This is a genomic window from Collinsella aerofaciens, from assembly GCF_040915425.1.
GTDB classification, from domain to species: domain Bacteria; phylum Actinomycetota; class Coriobacteriia; order Coriobacteriales; family Coriobacteriaceae; genus Collinsella; species Collinsella aerofaciens_BW.
Map to the genome: position 1 here is coordinate 8,309 of NZ_JBCPDN010000037.1, position 13,825 is coordinate 22,133.

At 60.1% G+C, this 13,825-nt stretch carries 12 protein-coding genes; 11 read left to right on the top strand and 1 reads right to left on the bottom strand.

Annotation, left to right across the window (positions count from 1 at the left end):
- Positions 1-556, top strand: a 556-nt coding sequence (locus AB5164_RS06280; RefSeq protein ID WP_438265621.1) for an amino acid kinase family protein, incomplete at its 5' end; no start/stop codon positions are given.
- A 188-nt stretch (positions 557-744) separates the two neighbouring features.
- On the opposite strand, the gene AB5164_RS06285 is transcribed toward AB5164_RS06280, so the two are convergent.
- Positions 745-1,623, bottom strand: a complete 879-nt coding sequence (locus AB5164_RS06285; protein WP_368143192.1) for a C39 family peptidase — start codon at positions 1,621-1,623, stop codon at positions 745-747.
- 354 nt (positions 1,624-1,977) lie between these two features.
- Between AB5164_RS06285 and AB5164_RS06290 the strand changes: the two genes are divergently transcribed.
- The 10 genes from AB5164_RS06290 (at position 1,978) to AB5164_RS06335 (ending at position 13,564) form a co-directional block, all read left to right on the top strand.
- Positions 1,978-3,429, top strand: a complete 1,452-nt coding sequence (locus AB5164_RS06290; RefSeq protein ID WP_118267729.1) for an APC family permease — start codon at positions 1,978-1,980, stop codon at positions 3,427-3,429.
- A gap of 131 nt (positions 3,430-3,560) precedes the next feature.
- A complete protein-coding gene (locus AB5164_RS06295) occupies positions 3,561-4,838 on the top strand; it encodes a metal-dependent hydrolase family protein (RefSeq protein WP_117633809.1) in 1,278 nt (425 codons plus the stop codon).
- 117 nt (positions 4,839-4,955) lie between these two features.
- Entirely contained in the window at positions 4,956-6,341 is a 1,386-nt protein-coding gene (locus AB5164_RS06300) for a sensor histidine kinase (RefSeq protein ID WP_368147893.1), read from the top strand.
- Positions 6,342-6,379: 38 nt separating this feature from the next.
- Positions 6,380-7,114 (top strand): LytR/AlgR family response regulator transcription factor, encoded by a 735-nt coding sequence (locus tag AB5164_RS06305; RefSeq protein ID WP_368143218.1) that lies wholly within the window; start codon positions 6,380-6,382, stop codon positions 7,112-7,114.
- A 92-nt stretch (positions 7,115-7,206) separates the two neighbouring features.
- The gene (locus AB5164_RS06310) at positions 7,207-8,151 is read left to right on the top strand and encodes a zinc dependent phospholipase C family protein (RefSeq protein ID WP_368143219.1); all 945 of its coding nucleotides are present in this window, start codon (positions 7,207-7,209) and stop codon (positions 8,149-8,151) included.
- Positions 8,152-8,252: 101 nt separating this feature from the next.
- Positions 8,253-9,512 (top strand): MFS transporter, encoded by a 1,260-nt coding sequence (locus AB5164_RS06315; RefSeq protein ID WP_368143220.1) that lies wholly within the window; start codon positions 8,253-8,255, stop codon positions 9,510-9,512.
- A 171-nt stretch (positions 9,513-9,683) separates the two neighbouring features.
- A complete protein-coding gene (locus AB5164_RS06320; RefSeq protein WP_117803913.1) occupies positions 9,684-10,871 on the top strand; it encodes a glycosyltransferase in 1,188 nt (395 codons plus the stop codon).
- Positions 10,868-12,211 (top strand): histidine kinase, encoded by a 1,344-nt coding sequence (locus AB5164_RS06325; RefSeq protein WP_055310084.1) that lies wholly within the window; start codon positions 10,868-10,870, stop codon positions 12,209-12,211. Before AB5164_RS06320 ends, AB5164_RS06325 begins: the two co-directional genes overlap by 4 nt.
- A 72-nt stretch (positions 12,212-12,283) precedes the next feature.
- Complete coding sequence (locus AB5164_RS06330; protein ID WP_006235156.1) at positions 12,284-13,000, top strand: LytR/AlgR family response regulator transcription factor; 717 nt, start codon at positions 12,284-12,286, stop codon at positions 12,998-13,000.
- A 96-nt stretch (positions 13,001-13,096) separates the two neighbouring features.
- Positions 13,097-13,564, top strand: coding sequence for a YfcE family phosphodiesterase (locus tag AB5164_RS06335; protein ID WP_117821523.1), 468 nt, complete (start codon positions 13,097-13,099; stop codon positions 13,562-13,564).
- Positions 13,565-13,825: the final 261 nt, after the last annotated feature.

The window sequence follows — 13,825 nt, forward strand, 5'->3', positions numbered from 1 at the left end:
CTTCTACACCGAGGAGCAGGCCAAGGAGTTCATGGCCGAGGATCCCTCCAAGGTCTTCGTCGAGGATTCCGGCCGCGGCTGGCGTCGCGTCGTCGCCTCCCCCGATCCCAAGAAGATCGTCGAGGCCGACTCCATCCTCAACCTGCTCGACAACGAGTTCATCGTCATCGCCTGCGGTGGCGGCGGCATCCCCGTCGTCCGCGACTACGAGAACAAGGGCTGCTACAAGGGCGTTCCCGCCGTCATCGACAAGGACCTGGGCGGCGAGCTGCTGGCCGAGGACTGCGACGCCGACGTCCTGTTCCTGCTGACCGCCGTCGAGCACGTCGCCATCAACTTTGGCAAGCCCAACCAGGAGGAGCTCGAGGACCTCACCGCCGACGAGGCCGAGCGCCTGGCCGACGAGGGTCAGTTCGGCAAGGGTTCCATGGAGCCCAAGGTCCGCGCCGCCATCAAGTTCGCCCGCTCCCGCAAGGGCCGCACCTGCATCATCGGCGCCCTGGACAAGGCCGCCGAGACCATGGCCGGCCTCTCCGGTACCCGCATCCACGAGTAGCCCCTACTCCGTTGCCTCTCCCGTGGGCGCCAGGCAAAGCGCCCACAAACTAGCCTCTCTTCATGAGCCCCGCGGTCCGCTCCGACTGCGGGGCTTTTGCTATTCACCTAGTCATTGGGGACGTTCTTAAATGACTAGTCAAACAAGAGCGTCCCCAATGACCACTCATTTAAGTCTGTCCCCAATGACTAGTAGTAGGCCCACATGGCTTCGACTTCGTTGAGGACCTCCACGACGCCCCAGCGGCGGGCGCTGCGGCTGGCCGAGTTGGGGTCGTAGACGCCAATCTGGTTGGCATCGTCGATGCCGTAGAGCACGATGTAGTGGCCTACGTTGGTAAACGTACCGGGGCGCACTGCAGCGATGACGGGCGCACCCGAGCGAGGTGCTTGTGTAATCGATTCGCGATCGTTATAGAGCTGTGTTCCGTTGAGCCCCAGCTGCCACGCACCGCCTGTCATAAACGACCACTCGGTGGCACCAGTGGGGGCGTAGTTGCCGGCTTCGGCCAGCGCGCATATATCGACCGGCGTCTTATCGGTATGGCCGGTCTTAAAGATATAGACCATGGTGAGGCAGGTAGGACCGCAAGCGTTTTCGCGAATAGTGCCACCGGCATAGGGCAGCTCCGACCATGCGGGGTCAATTTGGTAGATGTGGGGCATGGCGCCGGCCTGCCATTGCGAGCGTGGGGTCGAGAACGCAAAGGAGTAACCGGGTGCGACGGGAGCTTTAAGCAGCTTGTCCTCGGCAGTGGGCTCAAGACCGGCTGATCCGTGGGAGATACAGGATCCCAAAAACACAAAGACGAGGCAGGCGGCGATGGAGCAAAGCGCAAGGCGTAGGCGGCGGGCCGGAAGCGCGTGGCTTGTGGTGTGCGACGCGGGGTGAGGGGCGGAATTGCCGCGATCGCGTTGAGGTCGCGAAAAGGAGCGCTTGACGTAGTAGTCGGTCTTACGGCGATCGTAGCGGCGGGCTGCGATGTGTCGGTCTGGCGTTGGCGTGGTGCGGCCGGCAAGGCGCACGCTTTGTGGCCGTTGGCCGCCGTCATTGTATCCGTATGCCATTCGAATCACCTTGCCTCATGTGTAACTTGTCTATCCTACATAAAAAGATGCACGACACATGGGCATGTGCGCCAAAAGCCTGACAAATGGTATGAACGTTGCCGCGCCGCGCGCCAAGCGTCACGGCAACAGGTATTCAAAAGCAGACAAGATGAAAGCGTCCAAGACGAATGACGTCTTCCGCCGTTCGTCCCAAAAACGGCGCCGCTCGTTTTGCAGTTCTGCCTTCGGTCGAGCTACAAGCGGCGCTGCTGTGCCAAGGCCGTATCTTAAAGCCATGAAATAAAAGCGCGCGGCAAAACGGACCGCGCAAGGGGTGACGCCAAGGGCGTCAAAAAGGAAAGGAGGGGAACAATGGCGGACAAGAACGCAGAAGTTGCAGTCGAGGATAACGGCGGCATGAAGAAAACGCTTTCGCTCTGGAACTTCTTCACCATCGGTTTCGGTGCCATCATCGGTACCGGTTGGGTTCTGCAGGTCGGCGACTGGATGGTCGTGGGCGGCGGTCCCGTTCCCGCTATGATCGCATTCCTCTTGGGTGCAATCTTCCTCGTGCCCGTCGGAGCTGTTTTCGGTGAGCTCACGGCTGCTATCCCCATCTCGGGCGGCATCGTCGAGTATGTCGATCGTAGCTTTGGCCGTACGCTGAGCTACATCACCGGATGGCTTTTGGCCCTGGGTAACGGCATCCTGTGCCCGTGGGAGGCCATCGCCATTTCGACCCTCGTGTCCGAGATGTTCGGCAGCCTGCCCGGCCTTGAGTGGCTGCGCGCCGTCAAGCTCTACACCATCCTGGGGGCCGACGTTTACCTGTTCCCGACGCTGATCGCGCTCGGCTTTGCAGTCTATGTCATCTTCCTCAACTTCCGCGGTGCCAGCTCGGCCGCCAAGCTCCAGGCCTTCCTGACCAAGGCTCTGCTCTGCGGCATGCTGCTCGCCATGGGTGTCTCGCTGTTCACCGGTTCGCCGGAACACGCCATGCCCGTGTTCTCCCAGGTCACCGGTGCTGGCGGCGGCAAGCCCGCTACCGAGGGCACCAGCCTGTTTGCCGGCATCGTGTCGGTCCTGGTTTTGACCCCGTTCTTCTACGCCGGCTTCGATACCATTCCTCAGCAGGCTGAGGAAGCAGCCGAGGGCCTCAACTGGAACAAGTTCGGCAAGATCATCTCCCTGGCCCTGCTGGCCGCCGGCGGTTTCTACATGGTCTGCATCTACTCGTTCGGCACCATCCTCGACTGGCATGAGTTTGTTAAGAGCCCGGTTCCCGCGCTTGCCTGCCTCAAGGGCATCAACATGCTCCTGTACCTGGCCATGCTCGTCATCGCTACGCTTGGACCCATGGGCCCGATGAACTCCTTCTACGGCGCCACGAGCCGCATCATGCTCGCCATGGGCCGCAAGGGCCAGCTGCCCGAGAAGTTCGCCGAGGTCGATCCCAAGTCCGGCGCTCCCAAGCTCGCCTGCGCCGTTCTGGGTGTCATCACCGTCATCGGTCCGTTCCTGGGCAAGAACATGCTCATCCCTCTGACCAACGTGTCGGCTCTCGCCTTCATCTTCTCCTGCGGCATGGTCGCCCTCGCTTGCCTGCGCATGCGCTTCACCGAGCCCGACCTGCCTCGTCCCTACGAGGTGCCCGGCGGCAAGTTTGGCATCAGCCTCGCTGTCGCTGCCTGCGCCGTCATCATCGGCCTGCTCGTGGTCCCGTTCTCTCCCGCCTCCCTCAACATGGTGGAGTGGAGCATCGTGATCGGCTGGCTGGCCGTTGGCCTGGCCCTCATGGCCTTCACCAATTCCCGCAAAAAATAACGCCTAGCCGGGGCGGATCGGGTGCGCGGATCCCTCTCTTCCGCGCACCGAACCCGGCACCACTTGGGTAGCTTTGTGAGGCCATAACCCAACACGGCCTCGCCCACTATATGGATCCATAAGGAGGAACCATGTCCACTAAGTATGCAATCGTTGGCGGCAAGCTCATCGACGGTACCGGTGCCGAGCCGGTCGAGAACTCCCTCGTTCTCGTCGACGACAACGGCAAGATCGAGTACGCCGGCGCCATGCAGGACCTTCCCGAGGGCGTTGAGGTCATCGACGCCGCCGGCAAGACCGTCCTTCCCGGCCTGATCGACACCCACCTGCACTTCTCGGGCAACTTGACCGACGATGACACCGACTGGGTCATGCAGCCGCTCCTCGAGAAGCAGGCCGTCGCCGTCAAGCAGGCCTACGACTGCCTCACCCACGGCCTCACCACCGTCTGCGAGATCGGCCGCTTTGGTATCCAGATCCGTGACTGCATCGACAAGGGCGTCTTCAAGGGCCCGCGCGTTCTGGCCACCGGCCTTGGCTTCTGCCGCGTTGCCGGCCACGGCGACTCCCACCACTGCAGCCAGGAGCTCAACAAGGAATCGCACCCCTGGGGCGATCAGGTCGACGGTCCTTGGGATCTGCGCAAGGCCGTCCGCCGTCGCCTGCGCGAGAACCCCGATGCCATCAAGATCTGGGCTACCGGTGGCGGCATCTGGCGCTGGGACTCCGGCCGCGACCAGCACTACTGCTCCGAGGAGATTCAGGCCGTGGTCGAAGAGGCAAAGATGGTCGGCATCCCCGTGTGGAGCCACTGCTACAACAACCACGCCGCTGCCTACGATTCCGTTCGCTTTGGCTGCGAGCAGCTGATTCACGGCTTCGATATCGATGAGCGCACCATGGACCTCATGGCCGAGCAGGGCACCTTCTTCACTCCGACGATCGCCTTCCTGCCCACCTGGTACGCCACCTATCCGCCCGTCTACGTTCCCGAGCTGCACGACAAGTACGAGGGCACTCTGGTCGAGAAGGAGCTGCAGCGCAACTACGACTGCCTGCGCGAGGCCAAGAAGCGCGGCGTCGTCATGACGATCGGCTCCGACTCCTTCTCCTTCGTCACCCCGTACGGCACTTGCTCCATCGAGGAGATGTACGAGTTCGTCGACAAGATCGGCTTCACTCCGGTCGAGACCATCACCTGCGCCACCCTCAACGGTGCCAAGATGTGCCACATCGAGGACGAGACCGGTTCCATCGAGGCCGGCAAGTGCGCCGACCTGCTGGTCGTCAACGGTGACGTCGCCGCCGACATCCACGTGCTCAACACCGACAACATGGACGTCATCATGAAGGACGGCTGGATTGTCGAGGCTGGCACCTTTGGCGAGGCCAACAAATACAGCGCCTAAGATACCGTTTGTCGATGGCTGGATGTAAAACACAGTATTTGATTGCATAATGCAATGGAGAGGGTCGCTTGCGGCCCTCTTTATTGCTATGGGTGCTATGGACAAGAGGGGATGACGGTGGATTTAAACAGGCTGATTCTGGGCAAGAGCTACAACTCTACCAAGGTCTTTCGTACCGCTCAGCATGTGGTTCAAGCCATTTTGCTCGGTATTGTCGTTCCGCTGCTTATCCTGCTGCTCATCTGGGATCTAACCGATAATCCCAATCCCGTTCCGGCCGTTGTCGTCATTGCCGGCTTGGTCATGCTGTGCTTCTTCTTCTCGTACGTCTTTGTCGTTCCCGACGACCTCACATCGAGCGCAACCGACCGCACGCTCGCCATCGCTTCAAAAATATTCGCCTACACGTCGCGCGGCCTTACGCCCGAAGCTGCCCTGGGCGCCTCTAAGATCATCCTGTCCGAAACTATCGCCTCTGCCATCTGCTTTACCGACGGCAAGCAGGTGTTGGCAAGCTGGGGCGAGGACTCGGCAAAATGCCCCGCGGGCACCCCGGTGGTGCTGCGGACTACGCTCAACGTGATCAACAGCGGTGAGCAAAGCGTGTTCTCGCGCGATGCCTCGACCGAGACGGGTGGCTACTTTCCGCGCCTGCGCGCCGGTATTGTCGCACCGCTTACCGTGCGTGGGCATTGCGTGGGCACGCTCGAGCTGTATTATCCCCGTCTGAGCAGCATCGATATGCGCCAGACGGCGCTTGCCTCGGGCTTTGCCGACCTCATTTCCACGCAGCTTGCGAGCTTTGAGCTCGAGCGCCAGGACGAGCTTACGGCCCGCGTGGAGCTGCGCGCCTTGCAATCGCAGGTCGATCCTCATTTTCTATTCAATACCATCAGCACCATCGTGTCGCTCGTACGTACCGAGCCCGACAAGGCGCGATCGCTGCTGATCGACTTTTCCAATTACTACCGTCAGACGCTTTCTGATTCCGATACGCTCACCACGCTCGAGCACGAGGTGGAACAGGGTACTCGCTATATCAATCTTATGCAGGCCCGGTATGGCGACGGCCGTCTGCGCGTCTCGGTCGATATCGACTTTGAGGTGCGCGATTGCATGGTGCCGCCGTTTATCTTGCAGCCGTTGCTCGAAAACTGCATCAAGCACGCGCAGCGCGAGACCGAGCCGCTTTCTATTCATGTTAGGGCTTTCGAGACCGATGACGGTTTGGAGATCATCGTCGAGGACGACGGCATCGGTATGAGCGAAGAGGTCTGCGCGCATCTGTTTGAGCAACATCGCCGAGAGGAGCCCGAGAGCATTACCGCCGACGGCTCCGTCAAGCGAGGTTGCGGCCTGGCGCTCTTCAACGTGCTTCAGCGCATCCATTTCTTTTACGGAGAAGATTCCGGCATGCGCGTGAAGTCCCAGGAGGGCGTGGGAACGCAGGTCATCGTCGAGCTGAACGGCGAGCCGCATGAGCCCGCGCCGTTGACGGCGTAGCACGCGGTTGGATTGAGAGAAAAAGAGGGGAAGCACATATGTCCGAAGGCTGGAACATCTTGGTGGTTGATGACGAACCTCCCATTAGGGCTGAGCTACGCTATCTGTTGGAAAAGGATACGCGTGTGGGCCAGATTGCCGAGGCGGGCAATGTCACCGAAGCCGTGGAGTCGATTCTGTCGAACAAGCCCGACGTGCTGTTTTTAGACATTACCATGCCCGGTCGCTCGGGAATTGAGCTTGCCGAGACGCTGCAGAACCTAAAGACGCCGCCGGTGGTTGTGTTTGTGACGGCGTTTGCCGAGTTTGCCGCCGATGCGTATAACCTCGATGCGGTCGACTATGTCGTCAAGCCGGTCGAGGACGCACGCCTGTCAAAGGCACTCGACAAGATCGAGGCGGCCTTGGGTGCCCGTCGTGTTATCCATACTCCGCGCCAGCCTTTGCGTCTGACGGTGGACCGCGGGGGCAAAAAGGTGTTCATTCCCGCCGCAGACGTCTGCTACTTTGAGGCGCGCGCCGATTTTTGCAACGCCATCTGCGCTGAGGGAACGTACCTGATCAATGAGTCGATTTCCTCGCTCGAGCGGCGCCTGGCCTCCGAGGGCTTTATCCGTGTCCACCGCAGCTATCTGGTCAATTTGGAAGACGTGCACAATGTCGAGATCGGTTCCACGGGGTTGATGGAGCTCAGGCTCGACCGCGTGAACTCGACGGTACCGGTGTCCCGTCGTCGTGCCGCCGAGGTCAAGTCGCACCTGGGGCTTGCGTAGACGGTCTGCGTGCCGTCGTTTACCATCGCAGGTTTGGCATGGGCGCGCGGTGGGCATAATGGGTGGCATCGAATGAAATCGAAAGGATCATTATGCCCGCGCTTATCACCCATCATCTGTTTGGCGAGGAAAGCATCGACCGTCTTCCGCAGGGCGTCATCACGTCCGATGAAGAGCGCATTGCCTTTATCTTGGGCAACCAAGGCCCCGACCCGTTTTTCTTTCACATTCTGACACCGCGTGTTTCCGACTGCACGCTGCTGGCACAGGTCATGCATCGGTCGCGCATGTCTCGTCAGTTTGCGTGCCTGCGCGACGGCGTGTCACATCTGCTGCCGCGCGACGCCAGCTTGGGTCGCGCCTTTGCGCTGGGCCTGCTGTCTCATTACGTGCTCGACCGCAACGCCCATCCCTTTGTCTATGAGCAGCAGTTTGGCATCGTGGAGTCCGATTCAGAGCTTGAGGATTCGAGCAGTCAGGTCCATGCCGTGATCGAGAGCGACCTGGATGTACTGATGCTGCAGCTTAAACGCGATGGCGCTACGGTCGACGATTACCCGCCGGCGGGCGAGATCGTCACCACCGATCGCATCAATCGTGTGGCCGGCGTGCTGATGAGCTATGTTGCCGGACGCGTGTACGGCATTGACATTCCGGCGGGGGAGTACGGTGCTGCCGTTGCCAATATGCAGCGACTTTACCGCGCGATTGAGCCGGCCGGCTCCGCAAAGACGCGCGCGATCTCGCTGGTTGAGGGCTTGGTGCACGACTACTCGCTGCTCGACGGCCTTGCCCATCGCGTGACGACGGAGCTGCCCGAGCGCACCGGTAACCTGGGCCATCTGACATGGAAGAATCCCTTTACCGACGAGGCCTCGAACGAGAGTTTCCCCGAGGTCTTTGATCGCGCGCTGGTCGATTACGAGTGCACGGTCGCACGTTTTATCGAGACCGGTGACATGGATGCCGTGACCAGTCACGTCAACTACAGCGGTCGCGTGCTCAATGCCGATGAGGAGTTCGACCGCGAGGAATAGGGCCCGTGCGTGCCCCTTTGCCGAATCCTTACCGGCGGTTCTGGACAATTGGGGTACGATGAACTAACTGCATATCGGGCGAATACGAAGGGTCCCTGTCCATGAAATACACCAAGCTCGAGCGTAACTGGGTTATGTATGATGTGGGCAATTCGGCCCTTGTGCTGCTCAATACCTCGGTGGTGCCCATTTACTTTAACGCCATCAATACCGGCGCTTCCTCGGCCGACCTGGTGGTCGCCTGGGGCAATGCGCAGACGATCGCCTCGCTGGTCATCGCCATGCTCATGCCCATTCTGGGCGCGCTTGCCGACTACGCCGGCAACAAGATCAAGTTCTTCTTGGGCTTCTTCCTCACGGGCCTGGTGCTTTGCCTGGCGCAGGCTATCCCAATGTCCGCCATGGCATTTTTGACCGTGTACGTGCTGTGCACCATCGGCCTTAACTCTTCTATGACGTTCTACGACGCCATGCTGCCCGACATTACCACCGACGAGCGCATGGACGCCGTGTCCAGCTCGGGTTATGCCTGGGGCTACATCGGTTCCACCGTGCCGTTCGTCATCTGCCTGGCGCTCATCATGGGTGGCCCCGCTCTTGGTGTCCCCACCATGCTGGCAACGCGTCTGTCGTTTATCATCACCGGTGCCTGGTGGCTCATCTTTACCCTGCCGCTCATTCGCACCTATAAGCAAAAGTACGGTCGCGAGCGCGGTCCCGAGGACACCATCGGCCACATCGTGGGCGGTGTGTTCTCCGAGGTCGGACACACCATGCGCGAGATCGCCCACAACAAGACCGTGCTGGTCTACATGATCGCGTTCTTCTTCTATATCGACGGTGTGCATACGGTCATTTCCATGGCAACCAGCTACGGATCGGCCTTGGGCATCGATTCGACCCAGTTGGTCCTGGCGCTGCTCGTCACGCAGTTCGTGGCCTTTCCGTCCGCCATCATCTACGGCAAGCTTGCCGGACGCGTGGGCACGCTCAACATGATCTTGGTGGCAGTCGCCGCCTATATGGGCATTGTGCTGTTCGCCGCGTTCTTCCTAAAGACCGCCTTTGAATTCTGGGTGCTTGCCATTATGGTCGGCCTGTTCCAGGGCGGCGTGCAGGCGCTCAGCCGTAGCTACTTTGGCCGCATTATCCCCAAGGAAAAGTCCAACGAGTACTACGGCTTCTTTGACATCTTCGGTCGTTATGCAAGCGTTATGGGCACCTTCCTGGTGTCGGTCGTCACCTCGCTGACCGGCAACCCGTCGCTGGGCGTCCTTTCCATTGGTGTGCTGCTGGTCGTTGGCTTTATGCTGCTGGTCCGCCTGTCCCGCATGACTCGGGCGGCAGAGTATGCCGCATAGGAGCGAGCGGCTATTGTGCCTGTCCACGGTACTCTTTTGGGGTTATCCGCAATAAACATTGCGACTTGCGAGCAATGATTTGCCCAAGTGGGTATGATGGAATCAGCTAGGTCGCGGGGCGTCGCCTGTGTTTGGCGGCGTCCCGTTTTTGTGTTGCAGGGAGGGTAAGGCATGAACGCCACAGTCGTGATTCCAACGTATTGGGCGGGCGATGACGCTTGCGCAAACGCCCCTGGCACCTATGACCATTCGACGCGACTCAACGCCGACAATCCCGAACTCGACCGCTGCCTGGCCTCGCTTGAGCAGGTACGTGACATCCCGCGCATCATCCTTTTGGTGGTCTGTCCCGTTTCTGCCACAGCCGATGTGTCGCTGCGCGTGCACGAGATTGTCGACGCGCATCCCACGCTCAAGGTCACCGTTGTCACCAACACCCAGGCCTCGCGCATCGCAGACCGGGTTGCTCAGATCGCGCCCAAGGGTTCGGGCGAGTGCGTGAGCCTGCGAGGCTACGGTGCCATCCGCAATATGGGGCTAGCCTGTGCCGCTGTGCTGGGGCATGACGCGGTTATCTTTTTGGATGACGATGAGACTGTCATCGACGCCGACTTTATGAAGCGCGCGACCTATGCGTTGGGGCAGCAGACGCGTCAGGGCTTGCCGATCTTGGTCAAGAGCGGCTATTTCTACGATCGCGACGGCTCGCCGCTGGCTCCCACGGACAAGGCGGGCATCTGCCATCGTTGGTGGACCAAGCGCATCGAGTTCAACCGTTGGATGAAAAAGGCGCTCTCGGGCACCCGCATCTCGCGCTCCAACTACGTGTGCGGCGGCCTGATGGCCCTGCACGCCCGCGCCTTTACGCGTGTAGCCTTTGACCCGTTTATCACCCGCGGCGAGGACTTGGATTACCTCTTTAACATGCGCATGTTTGGCTACGACGTGTGGTTCGATAACGAGTGGACCGTGCGCCATCTGCCTCCGGAGTCCGAAAAGCGCTCACCGCGCTTTATGCAGGATGTATACCGTTGGTACTACGAACGGGCCAAGTTGACATTCGCCGCGCATCAAAAGGAGCTCATTCCCGTTACGGCGGCATCGCTCATGCCCTACCCGGGCCCGTGGATTTCGCGCGAGCTCGACGACCGCGTGCGCAAGACCGCTATGGTCCGCAGCGTGTTTACCCGCGAGCATGAGGGCTACCTGCGCATTTGGCGCCATGGTATCGGCGAGGCAAAGGCCTATGCGCGCCAAAACGCTGCAAGCTACCTGCGTTTCCAGAGCTTTTGGCCCAAGATCATGGACGGGCTTTGGCGTGACGCACAACTGATCAGTATCCTGGAGGGGGCCGAATGATCGACCGCCGCGCCCAGCGCGATAGTTCAATATCAATCTTTCGCATCATTGCCGTTGCCTGCGCCATTTGCGTGCTGGTGTACTTTATTTTTGCCTTGGTGACCGGTATCGAGCCGATCGCCACGGTGATTGCCTGCGCGCTGCTGTGCATCTTTCTGTGCATCTTTATCTTTTTGACGCTCAATCCCGATTCGGTGCGCTCCCAGTACACCGAGGAGACGCTCTCGGTGGCCTCGGCCATGCTCGAGGACATTAAGGGCGGTCTGACGCAGGAGTCGGCGCGTTTGGTGTGCCGGCGCATTTTGCCCGAGACGCGCGCCATGACGGTGGCCATCACCGACGAGGGCAACGTGTTGGCCTGCGCGGGCGAGTTTGAGGAAAAACTGCTGCCAGATTCTCCCATCCACACGCTTGCCACACGCTACGTTATCGAACATGGCATCGTGCAGTCGTTCAACCGTATGGTGGATGTCGTGGGCTCGGACGGCTCGCACAACCAAGTCCCCGCTGGCATTATCGCCCCCATCAAGGTGGGCGATCGTACCGTCGGCACGCTCAAGTTCTACTACAAGACCCCGCGCGCCGTCGACCGTACCCAGTACGCGCTTGCCTCGGGCTTTGCCGAGATCTTGTCCACACAGCTCGCCATCCACGAGCTCGAGGTGCAAAAGGAACTCACGGCGCGCGCTGAGGTGCGTGCGCTGCAGGCGCAGATTAACCCGCACTTCCTGTTCAACACGCTGAACACCATTGCATCGTTTACGCGCACCGACCCGCTGCGGGCCCGCGAATTGCTTCGTGAGTTCTCATCGTTCTATCGTGCCACGCTCGACAACTCGGGATCGCTTATTCCGGTCTCGCGCGAGGTTGCACAGACCAAGCGCTACCTTACCTTTGAGAAGGCCCGCTTTGGCGAGGACCGCGTGCTCGCGACGTTCGATGTGTCCGAGGACGTGGAAGATACGCTGGTGCCGGCGTTCGTGATCCAGCCGATTGTCGAGAACGCCGTACGTCATGGTATGGGCGATGACGACGCCCTGAGGATCGACGTGACCGTTCACCAAGACGGCGAGGATGCAATCTTGATTGCCGTGGCCGATAATGGCGTGGGCATGGATGAGGGTACCGCCGCCAGACTGTTTGACGAGCGCTCTGCCCGTCCCGACGCCAGCTCTCCCCAGGGTGGCGGCGCCGGTGTGGCCATGCACAATATTTCGGAGCGCATCCATCGCTTTTATGGGCCGCACTCCTATACGCGTGTCGAATCGGCGCCGGGCAAGGGCACCAAAGTGCTCCTTCATCTTGATTTGTCAGAGAGCATCTTCGACATTCAAGAGTAAAATAAAAGGCTACGGGCTCAACGTCATGCGACGGATGCCCGGCGTAGTTAGTTGACGAAAGGTTTTATCCCTATGCTGCGTGCGATGATTGTGGATGATGAGGCGCCGGCTCGCTCGGAGCTTCGCTTCCTGCTCGAGCAAACGGGCAAGATCGGCACGATCACGGAGGCGTCGAGCGTCCGCTCCGCCATCGAGATGCTTATGGAAAGTCGCGTGGATGTCGTGTTTCTCGATATCTCGATGCCCGGTGCCTCGGGCCTGCAACTTGCCGAGGCGCTGCATAAGCTCAAAAATCCGCCGGCGATCGTGTTTGTGACTGCGTATAGTGACCATGCGGTCGAGGCATTCGACGTGGATGCCGTCGATTATCTGATGAAGCCGGTCGAAGAAGCTCGCTTGGATCGCGCGATCGAGAAGGTCATGCAACGCGCCAAGCCGGTTACGGACAGCAAGGTGACCATCGAGCGTATCCCGGTGGAAAAGGGCGGCCGCAAGGTGCTCATTCCCGTGGACGACATTCGCTTTATCATGGCTAAGGACGATTACTCCTGCATCTATACCGTCGATGATCGCTTTTTGTCGACGACCTCGCTGGCACAGTTTGAGGCCAAGCTCTGCGACTTTGGCTTCTTCCGTGTTCACCGCCGCTATATCGTCAACTTGGCGTGCGTCACGGATGTGGAGACGGTGCCCTCGGGCGCCATCCAGCTGGGCATTACGGGCGTCGACGAACGCGTGCCGGTTTCGCGCCGCCGCGTCGTGCCGCTCAAGAAGGCTCTGAGTCTCTAGCACACTGGCCCCGCAGCCCTGTAGACCCATCGTCTGCGGAGCCGTGGGGCCTTTTTTGTATGTATCTGCCGAATCGTTTTTTGCGGAAGGGATCCCATGAACAGTGCAAGCGCCAAGCGCATCGACATCATCTCGGACACCCACGGCTATCTTTCGCCTGCGCTCCTGGATGAGCTTGAGGGCGCAGACCTGATTATCCATGCCGGTGACCTTACGTCGGAGATGGACTACGAGCACCTATGCACTATCGCCCCCGTGCGGGCCGTACTGGGTAACAACGATTACTACCGCGACTACGGCCCCGATGTAGACCGTCTTGCGCTCTTTACCTACGAAGGCCTTAAATTCGCCGTAGCCCACTACCGCGAAGACCTTCCGGTGGGATCCGTAGACGTAGCCATCAACGGCCACACCCACGTAACCAAAGAAGCCCAAGTGGGCCGCTGCTTAGTCCTCAACCCGGGCAGCGCCAGCTACCCCAGAGGCACCCGAGGCCCCACCATGGCCAGAATGCTAGTAAAAGACGGCAAGATCATAAGTACCAAGTTTATTGACCTAGACTAACCGCAACAAAAACGGGGGATGCACAATGCGTCCCCCGTTTTTCTTTAAGCCAAAGGCCGAAGTTCAACAAGATCCATCAGACCAACCCCGCCGAAGAGCACGCGGGCTAGCCGCGCAGCGGCGCACGCCCGCAAAACTGGTTGAATAATGTGACGGCAGGGAGGGTCTCCGGGGCTGAGGGCGGGGGTTAAGTTTGTCGCGAGTTCCGCACGCAAAGGAAAGCACTTAATGTGCTTTCCGTCTTGCGCAGGACTGTAGAGC

Coding starts and splice junctions, on each gene's coding strand:
- AB5164_RS06320 (WP_117803913.1), top strand. CDS start 9,684: ATGAACGCCACAGTCGTGATTCCAACGTATTGGGCGGGCGATGACGCT.
- AB5164_RS06305 (WP_368143218.1), top strand. CDS start 6,380: ATGTCCGAAGGCTGGAACATCTTGGTGGTTGATGACGAACCTCCCATT.
- AB5164_RS06285 (WP_368143192.1), bottom strand. CDS start 1,623: ATGGCATACGGATACAATGACGGCGGCCAACGGCCACAAAGCGTGCGC.
- AB5164_RS06295 (WP_117633809.1), top strand. CDS start 3,561: ATGTCCACTAAGTATGCAATCGTTGGCGGCAAGCTCATCGACGGTACC.
- AB5164_RS06330 (WP_006235156.1), top strand. CDS start 12,284: ATGCTGCGTGCGATGATTGTGGATGATGAGGCGCCGGCTCGCTCGGAG.
- AB5164_RS06335 (WP_117821523.1), top strand. CDS start 13,097: ATGAACAGTGCAAGCGCCAAGCGCATCGACATCATCTCGGACACCCAC.
- AB5164_RS06310 (WP_368143219.1), top strand. CDS start 7,207: ATGCCCGCGCTTATCACCCATCATCTGTTTGGCGAGGAAAGCATCGAC.
- AB5164_RS06315 (WP_368143220.1), top strand. CDS start 8,253: ATGAAATACACCAAGCTCGAGCGTAACTGGGTTATGTATGATGTGGGC.
- AB5164_RS06325 (WP_055310084.1), top strand. CDS start 10,868: ATGATCGACCGCCGCGCCCAGCGCGATAGTTCAATATCAATCTTTCGC.
- AB5164_RS06290 (WP_118267729.1), top strand. CDS start 1,978: ATGGCGGACAAGAACGCAGAAGTTGCAGTCGAGGATAACGGCGGCATG.